Origin of the sequence: Stenotrophomonas sp. PE591 (assembly GCF_018320795.1) — a bacterium.
Classification (GTDB): domain Bacteria; phylum Pseudomonadota; class Gammaproteobacteria; order Xanthomonadales; family Xanthomonadaceae; genus Stenotrophomonas; species Stenotrophomonas maltophilia.
On the sequence record NZ_JAAOKO010000003.1, the window covers coordinates 100866 to 115985 of the forward strand.

Consider the following 15120-nt stretch of genomic DNA (forward strand, 5'->3'; position numbering starts at 1 on the left):
ACCTCGTGCGTGGCGCCAGACATCATGAGGTTGCCGGCCAGCGGCCGGCACTACCGCGACACCTCACCCGGTGTTCTGCACGCCCTGCGAAACACCGTTCACGCACGCCACCAGCGCGCGCAGCAGATCGTCATCCTCGCGTCCGCTGGCCCGCCAGCGCTGCAGCAGGTCCACCTGCAGCACGCTGATCGGATCGACATAGGGATTGCGCAGGCGGATCGACAGCGCCAGTCGCGCATCGTGGTCCAGCAGCGTCTGCTGGTCCATCAATGCCAGCAGCCATTGCCGGGTGAGTTCCAGTTCGCGCTGCACCTGAGGGAAGAAGCGGTCGTGCAGGCCGCCCGACAACAGCGAGAACTGCTCGGCGATGGTGATATCGCCCTTGGACAGCACCATCGCGATATCGTCCAGGAACGTACGGAAAAACGGCCAGTCTCGCGCCATATCGCGCAGGGTCTGTTCGTGGCCGGCATCAACCGCCGCCTGCAGGCCGCTGCCCACGCCGTACCAGCCGGGAATGACGGCACGCGCCTGGCTCCAGGCGAACACCCAGGGAATCGCACGCAGGTTGCCCAGTGCTGCGTCCTGGCCGAGCCGGCGCGACGGACGCGAGCCCAGCGTCATCCGCTCGATCACATCGATCGGCGTGGCGGTACGGAAGTAATCCATGAAGCCGGCCTGGCCAACGAACGCGCGATACACCTCACTGCTGGCCCCAGCCACCGCATCCATCACCGGCCGCCAGTCGTCCTCGCGGGGCTCGGCAGCACGCGGGCGCAGGCTGGCGCGCAGCACCGCGCCGGTGGCCTGTTCCAGCGAGCGCAAAGCCAGCGCGCGGATACCGTACTTGCGATGAATCACCTCGCCCTGCTCGGTCACCCGCAGGCGGCCATCGATGCTGCCGCGTGGTGAAGCATCCACCGCGTGCGTGGTCTTGCCACCGCCACGGCTGATCGAGCCGCCACGGCCATGGAAGAAGGTCAGGCGGATGCCCGCCTCGGCCGCCACCTCCAGCAGCTCCACCTGTGCACGCTGCAGGCCCCAGCGCGAGGCGGCGATGCCACCGTCCTTGCTGCTGTCCGAGTAGCCCAGCATCACCATCTGCACGTCGTCGCGTGCCTGCAGGTGCGCGCGATAGATCGGGTCGGCCAGCAGGTCACGCAGGGTCGCGGTGCCGCGCTTGAGATCATCCACCGTCTCGAACAGCGGTGCGATATCCAGCGGTACTGATCCGTTCTCTTCCACCAGGCCGCCACGGCGTGCCAGCGCCAGCACCGCGAGCACGTCGCTGCGGTCGTGCGCCATCGAGATGATGTAGCTGCCCAGCGCATCGCTGCCATGCCGCGCACGCGCATCGGCCAGTGCAGCGAACACCGCGTCCAGCCGCTGGTTGCCCTCGTCGTCGCCCTTCGGCAACCGTGCCTCACCACTGGCATGCGGTGCCAGCAGGCGCGCGCGGCCCAAGGCATCCAGGCCCTCCCACGCCGTGTCGCCGCCCAGCACCGTCGCCAGCGCACGCGCATGCACGCTCGATTCCTGGCGCACATCCAACCGCGCCAGATGGAAGCCGAAGGTCTTCACCCGCCACAGCAGGCGCTGCACGGCAAAACCACCAGCGTGCTCGCCACGGTTCGCAAGCAGGCTGCCGAGGATCAGCTGCAGGTCGTCGATCAATTCGGCGGGGCCGGCGTAGGCGCCCTCGCCATCGTCCAGCGTGGCCTGCAGGCGTGCGCGCATGCGGTCGTTGAGCAGGCGGTACGGCATATCGGCGTGGCGCGGGCGCGACTGCACCTGCGGCAGCAGCTGCTGGTACTGCGCCACGCGTGCCTGCAGCGCATCGCTCACGCCCACCCGCTCGGTGGACTGGCTGAGCAGGCTGGCCAGCTGCAGCAGTTCCTTCTGGTAGCGCCCGAGCACCGCCTGCCGCTGCGCATCCAGCGTATTGCGGATGGTGTGGGCATCCACGTTCGGGTTGCCGTCCATGTCGCCGCCCACCCACGTACCGAAGCGCAGCAGGCGCGGCAGCGGCAGTTCTTCACCGTAGGTATCGCGCAGCGCCTGCTGCAGCGATTCGTACAGCACCGGAATCACGCGATACAGCACCTGCACCAGATAGAAGCCGACGTGCTCGCGCTCGTCATCGACCGTGGGCCGCACTGGCGAGGAGTCGGTGGTCTGCCACGACGCCGTGAGCGCCATGCGGAAGCGCGCCGCATCGGCGGCGGCCTCGCCCGGCGTACGCTGGCCGTCGAGGTTGTCGACCAGGCTGGCCACCATCAGCTGTTCCTTCTCCAGCAGCGCACGGCGCACGGCTTCGGTCGGATGCGCGGTGAACACCGGTTCGATGTCGATGCGCGGCAGCCACTGCGCCAGTTCGTCCAGGCCCACGCCCTGTGCCTTCAGGTGCTGCAGCGCATCCTGCAGGCCATCGGGCTGCGGCGCGGCGGTACCGGCGCGCTGGTAATCGCGGCGGCGGCGGATGCGATGCACGCGCTCGGCGATGTTGACCACCTGGAAGTAGGTGCTGAAGGCCCGCACCATGGTCTCGGCCTGCTGCGGCGTGCGCCCGGCCAGGCCATCGGCCAGCTCCGACAGCGGCGCCTGGTTCTCGCGGCGGGCGATGGCGCGGGTACGCACGTCCTCGACGTCATCAAGAAACGCGGCCGACACCTGTTCGACCAGCAGGTCGCCGACCAGTGCGCCAAGCCGGCGCACATCATCGCGAAGCGGAAGATCGGGAGAAGCAAACTCGATGCTGCTGCGGTACTCGTTCATCGGCGACGCACAGGCCTCGGTCAACGGATCCAGGCCCCAAGCCTATCCCAGATCGGGCGTCGTGCTGCGATGCAAAAATGGTTTCATCTGCACGTATCACCTGATGTGAACGGAGCGGACACCGACTGGAATCACTGTGCAGGAAACTCCGACTGGGTAGAGTCGACTGTTAGTCGACTGCTCCGCTGCCAGATCTTCGAAAACCCGCGCTGCGCGCGATAGTCGACTGACAGTCGACTCTACCCTGTCGCGTCATGGCGGCCCCTGTTGCAGGGGCCGCCCCCATGCAGGTATCAGCGCTTCTTCTTCGCCTTGCCCTGCTCGGCCGGGCCGATGGTCTGCTCCAGCCAGCGCTCGCTCTCGGCCAGCATGGTCATGATCGATTCGCGTGCGCGGTAGGCGTGCGATTCGTTCGGCAGCATCACCAGCCGCGCGGTGCCACCCAGGCCCTTCACCGCAGCAAACATGCGCTCGCTCTGGATCGGGAAGGTGCCGGAGTTGTTGTCGTCCACGCCGTGGATGAAGAGGATCGGGTCCTTGATCCTGTCGGCGTAGTTGAACGGCGCCATCTTCTGGTAGACGTCCTGCGCCTGCCAGTAGTTGCGCTCCTCGGCCTGGAAGCCGAACGGCGTGAGTGTGCGGTTGTAGGCGCCGCTGCGCGCGATACCCGCCTTGAACAGGCGCGTATGCGCCAGCAGGTTGGCGGTCATGAACGCACCGTAGGAATGGCCGCCGATGGCGATGTGGTCGCGATCGGTCACGCCACGGCGCACCACTTCATCCACCGCTGCCTGCGCGTTGGCCACCAGCTGTTCAATGTAGGTGTCGTTCGGCTCCTTGTCACCCTCGCCGATGATCGGCATCGACGGGCTGGCCAGCACCACGTAGCCCTTGGCCAGGAACGCCTGCGGGCCCCAGTAGCTGACCGCATTGAAGCGGTACGGCGAATCGGTCACCTGGCTGGCCGCGGCTGCGCTCTTGAACTCACCCGGATAGGCCCACATCAGCAGCGGGCGCGGGCCGTCGCGCTTCGGGTCGTAGCCCGGCGGCAGCAGCAGGGTCGCGGTCAGGTCGACGCCATCCTTGCGCTTGTAGCGGATCTGCTCCTTCTGCACGCCCTTCAACTGCGGCAGCGGATGGGCGAAGTGGGTCAGCGCACGCGGCGCAGCACCCGCATCGGCCAGCGACTGCACGTAGAAGTTGGCCGGCTCGTCCGGGCTCTCGCGGCTCAGCAGCAGCGAACCGCCCTGGTTGTCCAGCAATGCCACCGGCAGCGAATAGCTCGGCGCCTGCGAGTGGAACAGGCGGGTGGCCTTGCCCGTGGCAATGTCGAAGCGGTCCACGAACGGACGATCACCTTCCGGCGATGCACCGGCACCGGCCAGATACAGGCTGCTGCCATCGGCGCTGGTCTGCAGCAGCGAGCGCCCGCGGTCGTCGCTGGACAACAGCGGCCGGCCCGGATCGGAATAGCGGTCCTGCCCGTCTCGATCCCACAGCAGGCGCGGCTCGGCACCGGCGTTGTCCGGGGCGATCAACCAGGTCTTGGTCCTGCGGGTCTTCCACCACGATTCGGTCAGCAGGGCCAGGTCACCGCGGCCCCAGCTGATGCCGGCCAGGCGGCTGCCAAGCTGGGCCAGGGTGACCGGCGGTTTGTCGAACGGCGCGGCCTGCATCAGCACCGCATCGCGTACCTTGGCGTCCCTGTTCGGGTCGCCGCCGTCCTGCGCTTCGGCCCAGACCAGGGTGGCGTCGGCATCACCGCGCCAGCGGATGTCGCGCACGCCGGTCACTTCGGCGTCGTTGCCGGTCGGCAGCCCTTCCACCAGCGGGCGCACGGCCACGGTGTGCACCAGCTTGCCGCTCGCACGGTCGATCACTTCAATGCGGCGCGGGAAGCTGTCCACCGGCACCACGTACGAATACGGGCGCTGCACCGGCTGGCGCAGCACGAAGCGGCCATCCGGCGACACCGAGAAGCCCATGAAGATGCCGGCCGCGCCGATCGCGCGGGTACTGCCATCCAGGCTGACTTCCATCGGCTGGGTGGTCGCGTAGTAATCGAACTGGCGCGCATCAGCCTCGTTCTTCAGCAGGTCCTGGTAGGTACGGATCGACACCACGCCGCCGCCCTGGCTGGTCTGCTGCACTGCCGGGCCGGTCGGAATGCCGTCGGCGGCCGGGGCCGCACCGAGGTTGGCCGGGCGGGTGAACACCACCAGTCCGCGGCTGTCCGGCAGCCACTGGTAGCCGCTGCCGATCACCGTGTTCAGGCCGGCAACCAGGCGACGGGCGCTGCCGCCGGCCACGTCCACCAGCCACAGTTCATTGGCGCCACTGCCGGCGTCGACCTGGTTGAAGGCCAGCCACTTCTGGTCCGGCGACCACGTCACACTGGCGATCGACAGCTTGGCAGGCAGGCCGCTGATCTGCCGCTCCTTGCCGTCGGCCACGTTCATCAGCCACAGCTTCTCGCCGAAGCTGAAGCGGCTGTCGGAGAACGTGCGCGGGTTGATGCGCAGGCCGGCCAGCTTCAGTTCCGGCTGCGCCACCACCTGGATCGAAGGCAGCGACGGCATCTGCATCATCGCGGCCACGTCGCGGCGCGGCGACAGGTACAACGAGGGTGCACGCGGCGCGTCCACCACCCCCTGCAGCGCGGCCGACGGCAGTTCGTAGCCGTTGACGCCCTGGGCCTGTGCGGCCACCGGCTGCGGCGCTGCGGCCCAGGCCAGCGGGGCCACCGCCAGCAGTCCCATCGACAGGACCAGGCCGGTCCAGCGCCGAGTACGGCGCGCGTGCATGCTCATCGTTCCACCTGTGTGATGCGTGAAAACACCGACCTTAACAGGCCGTGCACGCGGCCCCATCTGCCGATGGTTGGGTCATCCGGATGTCACGTCGGGGCCGCGATATAATGGGGGTTCTCCCCTGCCGAGGGGCGCTGCGACCGGATCCCACGAGGCCCGGCCAGGCTCGGTAAGGTGGCTTTGTAACAACGGCGCCCGGCTAGATGCGAGCATCCGCTCGTCCACAACCGGAGCACACGAATGAACGCTGTTGCCAAGACCTTCTCCACCGAAGGTGACTACAAGATCCGCGATATCACGCTGGCCGACTGGGGCCGCAAGGAACTGGACATCGCCGAGCACGAAATGCCGGGCCTGATGTCGATCCGCCGCAAGTACCAGGCCGAGCTGCCGCTGAAGGGCGTGCGCGTGACCGGCTCGCTGCACATGACCATCCAGACCGCGGTGCTGATCGAGACCCTGAAGGACATCGGCGCCGACGTGCGCTGGGCCTCGTGCAACATCTTCTCGACCCAGGACCACGCGGCCGCCGCCATTGCGGCCACCGGCACCCCGGTGTTTGCCTGGAAGGGCGAGACCCTGGAAGAGTACTGGGACTGCACCCTGGACGCGCTGACCTTCACCCTGGCCGATGGCACCCTGACCGGCCCGGAGCTGGTGGTGGACGACGGCGGTGACGTGACCCTGCTGATCCACAAGGGCTACGAGCTGGAAAACGGCAGCGACTGGGTCAACACCGCCTCCTCCTCGCACGAAGAACAGGTCATCAAGAACCTGCTCAAGCGCGTCGCCAAGGAACGCCCGGGTTACTGGGGCCGCGTGGTCAAGGACTGGAAGGGCGTCTCCGAAGAGACCACCACCGGCGTGCACCGCCTGTACCAGCTGGCCCAGGCCGGCACCCTGCTGATCCCGGCGATCAACGTCAACGACTCGGTCACCAAGAGCAAGTTCGACAACCTGTACGGCTGCCGCGAGTCGCTGGCCGACGGCCTGAAGCGCGCGATGGACGTGATGCTGGCCGGCAAGGTGGCCGTGGTCTGCGGTTACGGCGACGTCGGCAAGGGCTGCGCCGCCTCGCTGCGTGCCTACGGCGCGCGCGTGATCGTCACCGAGATCGACCCGATCTGCGCCCTGCAGGCGGCGATGGAAGGCTATGAAGTCAACACCATCGAATCGACCCTGGGCCGTGCCGACCTGTACGTCACCACCACCGGCAACAAGGACATCATCCGCATCGAGCACCTGAGCGCGATGAAGGACCAGGCCATCGTCTGCAACATCGGCCACTTCGACAACGAGATCCAGGTCGATGCGCTGGTGTCGTTCGCCGGCATCAAGCACGTCAACATCAAGCCGCAGGTGGACAAGTACATCTTCCCGAACGGCAACGCGATCTTCCTGCTGGCCGAAGGCCGCCTGGTGAACCTGGGCTGCGCCACCGGCCACCCGAGCTTCGTGATGTCCAACAGCTTCGCCAACCAGACCCTGGCACAGATCGACCTGTGGGCGAACAAGGACAGCTACGAGAAGAAGGTCTACCTGCTGCCGAAGAAGCTGGACGAGGAAGTGGCCCGCCTGCACCTGGAAAAGATCGGCGTGAAGCTGACCACCCTGAGCCAGGAACAGGCCGACTACATCGGCGTGCCGGTGGAAGGCCCGTTCAAGCCGGATCACTACCGCTACTGATCGTGCAGGGGTCGGATCCCTTTCCGCAGGAAAGGGCTCTGACCCTGCAATGGAAGTTGAAAGAACGGGCGCCCTCGGGCGCCCGTTCTGCGTTCCGGCCCGGGGTCGGATCCCTTTTCGCGGGAAAGGGCTCCGACCTCCTCTGCCGATGCGAGCAGGTGGTCGTGGCGCTACATGTGCTGCCGATCATCCTGCAGCGCGCTCTGGCACTGCGCGACGAAGTCGCTCTGCCAGCAAGCCAGATCGAATCCCTCGCGCTGCTGGAATGAAACGGTCTCGGCGCTGAGCGCATAGCAGCGATTCTGGCTTAGGCGCAGCGCCGCCATCGTGTCACCCGCCTCCCAACAGCGTTCGATGCAGGCCTGCATCGCGGCATAGTCCGGGTTGGTCTTGGCGCCACCGAAAGCAAACCCCATCTGCTGGGCCATCGCCAGCACAGGATCGCCGGCCGCATCGGCTGCACGCAGAATCCGCAGTACACCGGGCTCGGGAATGCCGAATGCCCAGTTCGCCAGGACCGCCGCACGCGCCGACACCACGGCCGCCGCGTGCTGTCCCAGGCGCATCTGCTGCCCTGCCAGCATGGCCCATGCCCGCTGCAGCTCGGGAAAGCGGCTGCAGGCATCTTCCAGCAGCACGATGGCTTCAGCCGGTGCACCGGCCTGCACATGCCGCTGCGCGCGCTCAACCAGAAGCAACGGCGAATCCGCATCTGCAACCTCGTGCTCGGGTGGATCGCGATCTTCATCGTCACCGTCCCACCCGCCACCGGCATCCAGCCACCGGACGAAGGCGTCCAGCGACGAATGGCTGAAGACCATGCGCCCTTCGTCATGGAACATCTCGCAGACCACCGGCGGCTCAGCTTCGCGCCCCAGCGGCCAGTACAGACCAAACAGATCGCCATTCCCCAGTGCGCCTTCGGTGACCGGCCAGAAGCCCTGCGGCGGGTACGGTCCCGCGCACGGTTCGGCATCCAGGGTCAGGTCATGAAGGCATTGCGGAGCGCGCATGTTCGATGTCCAAGCAGTGTCTACCGTCCATTATCACCCCGCTGCGCCTGGTAGTAGCCTCGGTCAAGGCAACGCCCCCACCTCGCGCTACGATTCACCCATGACCCCGGCCATCAACCTCCTCAAGCGCGAGAAGATCGCCCACACCGTGCGCAGCTACGTGCACGACGCCCACGCCGAATCGTATGGCGGCGAAGCCGTCGACAAGCTCGGCCTCGACCCGGCCCAGGTGTTCAAGACCCTGCTGGCCAGCACCGAAACCCATGAATTGCTCGTTGCAATCGTGCCGGTGGCCGGCCAGCTGGACCTGAAGGCATTGGCCGAAGCGGCCGGCTCCAAGAAGTGCGAGATGGCTGCTGCTGACGCCGCACAGCGCGCGACCGGTTATCTGGTTGGTGGCATCAGCCCGCTCGGGCAGAAGAAGCGCCTGCGCACCTTCCTGGACGCCAGCGCGCAGGCATTGCCCAACCTGCATGTCAGCGCCGGACGCCGTGGACTGGAAGTGGAACTGGCACCCACCGATCTGCTGCGCCTGACCGGCGGCCACTACGCTGCCATCGGCAAGTCACGTTGATGCGCTGGCCGTGGTCCACATCGCCGATTCCCCGGCTCGACGATGCACAGGCCGATGTGCTGCTGCAGGACCTGTTATCGCGCGACGCAACGCGCATCACCGATGCCGCCCGCGTCGTCGCACGACTGTTCAGTGCCTCATCGTTGGACGCGTTGAGCGCGCATGTGAACCTGATCGAACAGCGCTGCCAGGGCATCGCCCTTGGCGGCATGCTGATCAGCAATGAGGCCCACCTCAAGGCAGCCCTGCAACGGCTGCGATACTGGCAGGCGCGCGAAGGCTGCCTGTGCGCGCTCTACCCGTCCTATGTGTTCTTCAGCCCCGAGCCGCTGCTGGAACAAGGTCACGTGCAGCTGCGTGCACGGGGCGAAGCGGAGGACGGCTGGGGCGAGTGCTACCGGCTGACATGCACCCACTGTGCGCAGCAATGGCGAGCGACCGAGCGCGAGTACCACTATCGGTGGTGGGAGTGGAAGGCCGAGCCCGCCCTGTAGGCGCCTCAGTCGAGCCTGAACGTGACCGTGCCGCGTATCAGGCTCATGTCTGGCGCCTTGCCTGCCGCTTCACGCTCGTAACGCCAGTCACGCGCGTGCTTGAGCGCCGCCGCATCGAGCAGTGGGTACCCACTGGATCGCGACAGGATGATCGCCTGGGTCTTGCCCTGTGCATCCAGCAGCAGCATCAGCTCGACGCCACCCTGCTGGGCCTCGCGCATGGCGGCCGCAGGATACGTCGGGGCTGACGAAAGTCGCCGCTGGTGCCAGCCTCCTTCCCGGGCAATCAACGGCGTGCTGGAAGAGAGTGGGCAACGTGCAGGCATCTGCAGGTCGAAGCCTGCAGCCCTTTGCGAAGGCTGGGTGGTGGCTGGCGCACCACAGGCGATCGCCGACACGCTCTGGAGCAACGACTGCTGACGCGAAAGCGCTGCTGCGTCATCCGCTTCCACATGGAACGTGCAGCGCCCCGACGTTGCCTGCGCCTGCAGTGAACCCACGCCCGCGTCGCGGATCAGCGTCACATCGGACAGGGCCCCACAGGCGGCGCCTGAATCGTACTTTGCTGCCGGGCTTTCACTTGCGGCCAGCAGACCTGCGGCGACCCATGCAAACGGCATCCAGCTGCGAACATCCATCCCTGTGCTCCCTGCGTTGATTCACCGCCATGGTAGCGCCCCGCTGCAATCCTCCCTGTTCACATGCCGACTGTCCGGCCACAGCGCGGGCTCACGGCCGCCAGTTCGCGTTGTTCTCCCAGAACTCGACGGAACGCCGGTAGGCTTCGCGGTCCAGCGGCACGCCGGATCCGCCCTCGTCCACGCCCAGCGCATTGCGCATCATCGTGATCGGTGCCATCGGTACCTCTTCCGGTTCGGCGGTGTAGATGCAGCCGACGATGCCCCAGTCGGCCTCGATCAGCGAGCCTTCCCTGGCCAGCTGCCCGGCGCTGTACAGGATCACCACCAGGTAGTTCGCACGCGGTGATTCCACGCCCTCGAACCAGCGCACCAGCACCGGTAGTTCCTCGCGGTTGCGCGCTTCGTAACCACTGCGCAGCAGGTGGCGGTTGGCCTCGGTGATCGGTACGGTCAGGCAGCGCGTGCTGGTCCAGTTCTCGTAGACGAACAGCTTGCAGAACGGCGCGTAGCCATCCAGCACCTTCAGCGGCGCATGCGCATTGAGGTGTGCCTCGAACTGCTCGGCAGTGCAGTCCTGGATGGTGTTGCCACGCGGCACGCGCGGGAACAGGCGGGGACGGGCGAAATCGGTGAGGACGATGGACATGGCGCGGGTGTGATCAGGAGTTCTGCTGCACAGGGTAACCGCCCCGGAGGCAGACAGGGCCGGATGCCGATGGTCACTGGCGCCAGCGTCCCGCTTGCAGCACCCTGCGGGCGACCCACTACAAGGATCGCCGGCTCATGGATGCAGCATGCGCATTGCCCCGTTCCGCCCACCGTCGGCAGTGGCCGATCGTACTGGTCATCCTCCTGCTGGCGCCGCCATTGCTGTTCGCCGCCGCTCTGCTCTGGCCGCTGTCGGCTCCGCCGTTGCCCGAGCCGGGCAACAGCCGCGTGATCGTCAACGCGCGGGTGGTGGACGTGGCGCGCGGCCAGGTCAGCGAACCCACCACCGTGACGGTGCGCCACGGCACCATCACTGCCATTGGGGAAGATCCGCAGGACGCGCGGCTTCCCGTGCTCGACGCCGGCGGCCGCTGGCTGCTGCCCGGTTTCTGGGACATGCACACCCATGCACTGCAATTGTCGCCGCAGCTGCAGTTCCCGCTGATGCTGGCCAACGGCATCACCGGCACCCGCGACATGATGGACTGCCCGCAGACCACCGATCCGCTGATCGCCTGCGTGGCCGACAAGCGCCGCTGGACCGCACAGGCCATTGCCGGGCAGCAGGTTGCACCGCGCTTCGTACAGATCGCCAGTTTCTACTTCGAAGATCCGTCACTCACGCCGGAGGCCGCCGCTGCGCGTGCACGGACGTACAGCGCGCGCGGGGTCGACGCGTTGAAGGTCTACAACCGGCTGCGTGCGGACACCTATCAGCGGCTGGCCACCGAGGCGCAGCAGCTGCGCCGTCCGTTGGTCGGCCACCTGCCCAAGGCGGTGCCTCTGGACGACGCGGTGCAGGCGGGCCAGCGCAGCTTCGAGCACGCCCATCTGTTCGTGCGCCACTGCTTCGACAACGCGGCGGCATGGCGCGGTGGCACGCTCGACGGCGAAGACCCGATCGTACTGGCCGAACGCATGGTTGCCAGCTATCAGCCCACGCTCTGCAACAAGGCGTTCGCTTTGATGCAGGCCAGCGGTGCCGCGTTCGTACCGACCCATGTCACCCGCTAAGAAGATGCACGCGCAAGCGACCCCGCCTTCGTCGACGATCCGCGCCTGGCCTATCTGGACCCGCTTTCACGCTGGGCGTGGCGTGATGACCTGCAGGCCACCGCAGCGCGCTATCCCGGCCGACGCGGCCAAGACGCACTGAAGACCTACTTCGAGCATGGCCTGGCTCTCACCGGTGCGGCCCATCGTGCCGGCGTCACCGTGCTGGTCGGCACCGATACCGGATTGGGCGGCTTCCGCTACCACGATGAACTGCAGTGGCTGCGACAGGCCGGCCTGAGCCAGGCCGACGTGCTGCGCGCAGCTACGCTGCAGGCCGCACGTCATCTGCAACGGCAGGCATCGCATGGAAGCGTCGAGGTCGGCAAAGCCGCAGACCTGGTGCTGCTTGATGGCAACCCGCTGCACGACATCGCCAATACCCGCCGCGTGCATGCCGTGCTGCTGGCCGGCCACCTCTATGACCGCCTGCGGCTGGATGCGCTACAGACTTATGCGCGCAGGCAGGCACGCTCGCCCGCAGTGATGGCACGCCTGCTGTGGGGATTCATCACCAGCCCGGTCAGTGCCGAGCTGTAGCGGCAGCTACAACGCCATCCGCTCGCGCAGTTCACGTGCCTGCCGCCGCGATACCTCCACCTCGCTGCCGTCGTCCAGCGCCAGATCGTAGCCATCTGCAATGCTGGGCGTCACGCCACGAATGCGGCGCAGGTTGACCAGCGTGTTGCGGTTGGCGCGGAAGAACAACTCCGGCGGCAGGCGTGCTTCCAGCGCGCTCAGGCTGCGGGTCAGCAGGGCGTTCTGGTCGCGGAACCATAGCCGTGTGTAGTTACCATCCACCACCAGCCGACGGATCTCCGAGACCGCGACGAACCAGCAGCGTTCGCCCTCGCGCACGAACACCTGGTCCTGCGCGCCCAGCGTGCTGCGCGGCTCCGGCGTTTCGCCCGCCACCACCTCGCGCTGGCGCGCCCGCTGCAACGCTTCCAGCAAGCGCGGCGCCTCGACCGGCTTCACCAGATAGTCCAGCGCGTTGGCCTGGAAGGCGCGCACCGCGTAGGTGTCGTAGGCAGTAACGAAGACCACCGCCGGAACCGTCTCCAGCCCATCCAGCACATCGAAGCCGCTGCCGGAGGGCATCTGCACATCCAGCAGCACCAGGTCTGGCGCCAGTGTGGCGATCGCCTCGCGTGCAGCGGGCACATCGTCGGCCTCGCCCACGCACTGCACCCATGGCAGCGCCGACAACAGCGTGCGCAGCTCCTGCCGCGCCAGCCGTGCATCATCAACGATCAACACACGCAGCACGCCACTCATTGCGGAATCTCCAGCAGGGCCTGCATGCGGTCGCCGACCGGCTGCAGGGTGAAACGACCCTGCGTGCCGAGCTGCGCACGCAGGTAGGCAAGGCCAACGCCATGGCCATGGGCAGGCTCGCTGGCGCCGCCCAGCGGATTGTCGACCTGCAGACGCAGCACATCATTGTCCAGCGTGGCACGGATCTGCACCTCACCGCCGCCCGGGCGGCTGGCGATGCCATGCTTGATCGCATTCTCCACCAGCAGCTGCAGCGCCATCGCCGGCAGCTGTGCCTGCATGGCATCGGCATCAATGTGCTGGCTTACCTGCAGGCGCTGTTCGAAGTGGACTGCCTCGATGGCCAGGTAGTCGTCCACTACCACCAGTTCCTCGGCCAGGGTGACCTGCTCGCTGCGGTTGTGTGCCAGCGCCTGGCGCAGCGTGCGCGACAGGCGGGTGACCATGTCGCGCGCACGCTCCGGGTCTTCCAGGATCAGCGCGCGCAGGTTGTTCAGCGCATTGAACATGAAATGCGGGTTGAGCCGTGCACGCAGTGCATCGCGCTCCAGCGCGCTGCGCTCGGCCTCGGCACGCAGGCGCGCCAGTTCCGCACTGCGTATCCGGCGCAGGCTGTGCAGGCCTGCCCAGAGCGCTGCCCACAGGGCCAGCATCACCGCAGTGGTGTACCAGTAGAGCAGCAGCGCCTTGGGGCTGAAGTCGGCCGTCTGCCGCCCCAGGCTCACCCAGTTCCAGGCCAGCGCCGAGTGCAGCGCGATGTTCACCAGCAGCTGCGCCACTGCCGCGCCCAATGCCACCGACAGCGCCAGCCGCAGCAACAGCCCGGCCGTGCCGCGCGCCCACCAGTCGGCACGCAGCGCCAGCGCGCGGATGGCACCGCTGCACCCGAACAGGGCCAACGCCAGGCCCAGCGTGATCAACACGCCTGCGCTTCCGGCATCGCTGAAATAGGCCTGGCGCAGGCCGATTCCGGCAACGCCATAGAGCGCCCACACCAGCGCATTGAGCAGCCAGAAGCGTACCGTCGAGGAGGAATCCGGCATGTCCATTCCGAGGCGTGTTGAAACTCAGTGGTGGTGGTCGAGGAAGGCCTGCACCTGACCGCGCAGCCAGCGCGGATCATCCCACATCAGGAAGTGGAAACCCTGCGCGCTCATCGCGATCTGCACGCCCCGCAGTTTCGCGTACTGCGCCTGGAACACCGCGCGCGTGCTGTCCTCGGTGCCGCCCATCGGCTGGTAGCCGGCCCAGCTGCCCAGCACCAGCGTCGGTGCGGTGATCGAGGCGATGCTGTCACGCAGGTCGGTGGTCATCACCGCATGCATGGCGTCAGCGGTGGTCTGGCGGTCGCTGGCTTCGCCCCAGCGCCCCAGCTCGGCCTGCCGCTGCGGATCGCGGGTCATGCCCGGCAGGCCGGCCTTCAGCTGCGCCTGCCACTGCGCGGCATCGGCGGTGAGCATGCCCTTGCGCAGCTGGTCAGCCATTGGCCGCACGCTGTCTGCGGTGGCGTTCGGGTCACGCGCCGCCGGCAGGAACGGCAATGCGTCGACCACCACCAGCGCACTGACTGCCTTCGGCTCGGCCTGCGCCATCTGCAGCCCCAGCAGGCCGCCAAGACTGTGGCCGATCACCACCACCGGGCCCAGCTGTTGGTCATGCAGGTAGGCAAGCAGCTGCCCGCGCATGGCCGGCAGGAATTCGGCCGGGCGCGGGTCGGCGGGCGCAGCGCCGGCAAAGCCCGGCAGCTGCACCAGATGGCACTGCACGTCCTTCAGCGCCAGGCAGGTCTCGCGCCAGACCTCGGCGCTGCTGTTCAGGCCGGGGATCATCAGCAGCGGACGGCCCTTGCCGACCACCTCGACCTGCACCTTGCCGGTGCCGGTGGCGGCCGCCGCATGCGCCGAGCCGGAACCGAGCACGGCCATCGCCATGCCGATCATCGCCAGCCGGGCCAGGGCCTTCATTGCGTACCAGAGTGCCAGGAAGATCTTCATCGTCTGCTCCTTCATTGGGTGGGTGGTGCCGGGATGGGAGCAGCGTGGGCCTGGCGGAGGCACCCCGGTTGCGATTTCAGAGCAGCGGCCGCAC

General features: G+C 67.3%; 13 protein-coding genes and 1 riboswitch. Of the genes, 5 read left to right on the forward strand and 8 right to left on the reverse strand.

Annotated elements, in window-relative coordinates; translation table 11 throughout:
• Positions 1–63: 63 nt before the first annotated feature.
• Both ppc and JLDANKMP_RS10280 read right to left on the reverse strand, forming a co-directional pair.
• Entirely contained in the window at positions 64–2775 is a 2712-nt protein-coding gene (gene ppc / locus JLDANKMP_RS10275) for a phosphoenolpyruvate carboxylase (RefSeq protein WP_212561031.1), read from the reverse strand.
• Between the two features lie 293 nt (positions 2776–3068).
• Positions 3069–5585 carry a prolyl oligopeptidase family serine peptidase gene (locus JLDANKMP_RS10280; protein ID WP_212561032.1) on the reverse strand — a complete coding sequence of 839 codons (2517 nt, stop codon included), beginning with the start codon at positions 5583–5585 and terminating at the stop codon, positions 3069–3071.
• 120 nt (positions 5586–5705) lie between these two features.
• A riboswitch (S-adenosyl-L-homocysteine riboswitch) is annotated at positions 5706–5789 on the forward strand.
• Positions 5790–5825: 36 nt separating this feature from the next.
• On the opposite strand from JLDANKMP_RS10280, the gene ahcY reads away from it, so the two are divergent.
• Positions 5826–7271, forward strand: coding sequence for an adenosylhomocysteinase (gene ahcY / locus JLDANKMP_RS10285; RefSeq protein ID WP_004154241.1), 1446 nt, complete (start codon positions 5826–5828; stop codon positions 7269–7271).
• A gap of 170 nt (positions 7272–7441) precedes the next feature.
• Here ahcY and JLDANKMP_RS10290 read toward each other — a convergent pair whose 3' ends face one another.
• Positions 7442–8284, reverse strand: a complete 843-nt coding sequence (locus tag JLDANKMP_RS10290) for a tetratricopeptide repeat protein (RefSeq protein ID WP_212561033.1) — start codon at positions 8282–8284, stop codon at positions 7442–7444.
• 100 nt (positions 8285–8384) lie between these two features.
• Here JLDANKMP_RS10290 and ybaK point away from each other — a divergent pair, with 100 nt between their 5' ends.
• Positions 8385–8858, forward strand: coding sequence for a Cys-tRNA(Pro) deacylase (gene ybaK / locus JLDANKMP_RS10295; protein WP_212561034.1), 474 nt, complete (start codon positions 8385–8387; stop codon positions 8856–8858).
• On the forward strand, positions 8858–9352 hold the full coding sequence (locus JLDANKMP_RS10300) for a hypothetical protein (protein WP_212561035.1): 495 nt from the start codon (positions 8858–8860) through the stop codon (positions 9350–9352). The genes ybaK and JLDANKMP_RS10300 overlap by 1 nt, the downstream gene beginning before the upstream one ends.
• A 5-nt stretch (positions 9353–9357) precedes the next feature.
• Here JLDANKMP_RS10300 and JLDANKMP_RS10305 read toward each other — a convergent pair whose 3' ends face one another.
• Together JLDANKMP_RS10305 and JLDANKMP_RS10310 are read right to left on the reverse strand one after the other, a co-directional pair.
• Complete coding sequence (locus JLDANKMP_RS10305) at positions 9358–9876, reverse strand: energy transducer TonB (RefSeq protein WP_212561036.1); 519 nt, start codon at positions 9874–9876, stop codon at positions 9358–9360.
• Positions 9877–10081: 205 nt separating this feature from the next.
• Positions 10082–10639, reverse strand: a complete 558-nt coding sequence (locus JLDANKMP_RS10310; RefSeq protein WP_212561037.1) for a DUF3228 family protein — start codon at positions 10637–10639, stop codon at positions 10082–10084.
• A gap of 155 nt (positions 10640–10794) precedes the next feature.
• Here JLDANKMP_RS10310 and JLDANKMP_RS22255 point away from each other — a divergent pair, with 155 nt between their 5' ends.
• Positions 10795–11715 (forward strand): hypothetical protein, encoded by a 921-nt coding sequence (locus tag JLDANKMP_RS22255; protein ID WP_249336867.1) that lies wholly within the window; start codon positions 10795–10797, stop codon positions 11713–11715.
• Positions 11716–11769: 54 nt separating this feature from the next.
• Positions 11770–12294: an amidohydrolase family protein gene (locus tag JLDANKMP_RS22260; RefSeq protein WP_283246297.1), complete on the forward strand. Its 525-nt coding sequence runs from the start codon at positions 11770–11772 to the stop codon at positions 12292–12294.
• 6 nt (positions 12295–12300) lie between these two features.
• Here the strand turns inward: JLDANKMP_RS22260 and JLDANKMP_RS10320 are convergent, their stop codons facing one another.
• Genes JLDANKMP_RS10320 through JLDANKMP_RS10330 form a run of 3 tightly spaced genes read right to left on the reverse strand, consistent with a single transcriptional unit; the run spans position 12301 to position 15026 of the window.
• Complete coding sequence (locus tag JLDANKMP_RS10320) at positions 12301–13032, reverse strand: LytTR family DNA-binding domain-containing protein (protein WP_005408094.1); 732 nt, start codon at positions 13030–13032, stop codon at positions 12301–12303.
• Positions 13029–14075: a histidine kinase gene (locus JLDANKMP_RS10325; RefSeq protein ID WP_212561038.1), complete on the reverse strand. Its 1047-nt coding sequence runs from the start codon at positions 14073–14075 to the stop codon at positions 13029–13031. Before JLDANKMP_RS10325 ends, JLDANKMP_RS10320 begins: the two co-directional genes overlap by 4 nt.
• Positions 14076–14099: 24 nt before the next feature.
• Positions 14100–15026 (reverse strand): alpha/beta hydrolase, encoded by a 927-nt coding sequence (locus tag JLDANKMP_RS10330; RefSeq protein ID WP_212561039.1) that lies wholly within the window; start codon positions 15024–15026, stop codon positions 14100–14102.
• Between the last annotated feature and the right edge of the window lie 94 nt (positions 15027–15120).

Excerpts from the sequence above, each read along its gene's own strand:
- ppc (WP_212561031.1), bottom strand. The coding sequence starts at position 2,775 with ATGAACGAGTACCGCAGCAGCATCGAGTTTGCTTCTCCCGATCTTCCG.
- JLDANKMP_RS10280 (WP_212561032.1), bottom strand. The coding sequence starts at position 5,585 with ATGAGCATGCACGCGCGCCGTACTCGGCGCTGGACCGGCCTGGTCCTG.
- ahcY (WP_004154241.1), top strand. The coding sequence starts at position 5,826 with ATGAACGCTGTTGCCAAGACCTTCTCCACCGAAGGTGACTACAAGATC.
- JLDANKMP_RS10290 (WP_212561033.1), bottom strand. The coding sequence starts at position 8,284 with ATGCGCGCTCCGCAATGCCTTCATGACCTGACCCTGGATGCCGAACCG.
- ybaK (WP_212561034.1), top strand. The coding sequence starts at position 8,385 with ATGACCCCGGCCATCAACCTCCTCAAGCGCGAGAAGATCGCCCACACC.
- JLDANKMP_RS10300 (WP_212561035.1), top strand. The coding sequence starts at position 8,858 with ATGCGCTGGCCGTGGTCCACATCGCCGATTCCCCGGCTCGACGATGCA.
- JLDANKMP_RS10310 (WP_212561037.1), bottom strand. The coding sequence starts at position 10,639 with ATGTCCATCGTCCTCACCGATTTCGCCCGTCCCCGCCTGTTCCCGCGC.
- JLDANKMP_RS10320 (WP_005408094.1), bottom strand. The coding sequence starts at position 13,032 with ATGAGTGGCGTGCTGCGTGTGTTGATCGTTGATGATGCACGGCTGGCG.
- JLDANKMP_RS10325 (WP_212561038.1), bottom strand. The coding sequence starts at position 14,075 with ATGCCGGATTCCTCCTCGACGGTACGCTTCTGGCTGCTCAATGCGCTG.
- JLDANKMP_RS10330 (WP_212561039.1), bottom strand. The coding sequence starts at position 15,026 with ATGAAGATCTTCCTGGCACTCTGGTACGCAATGAAGGCCCTGGCCCGG.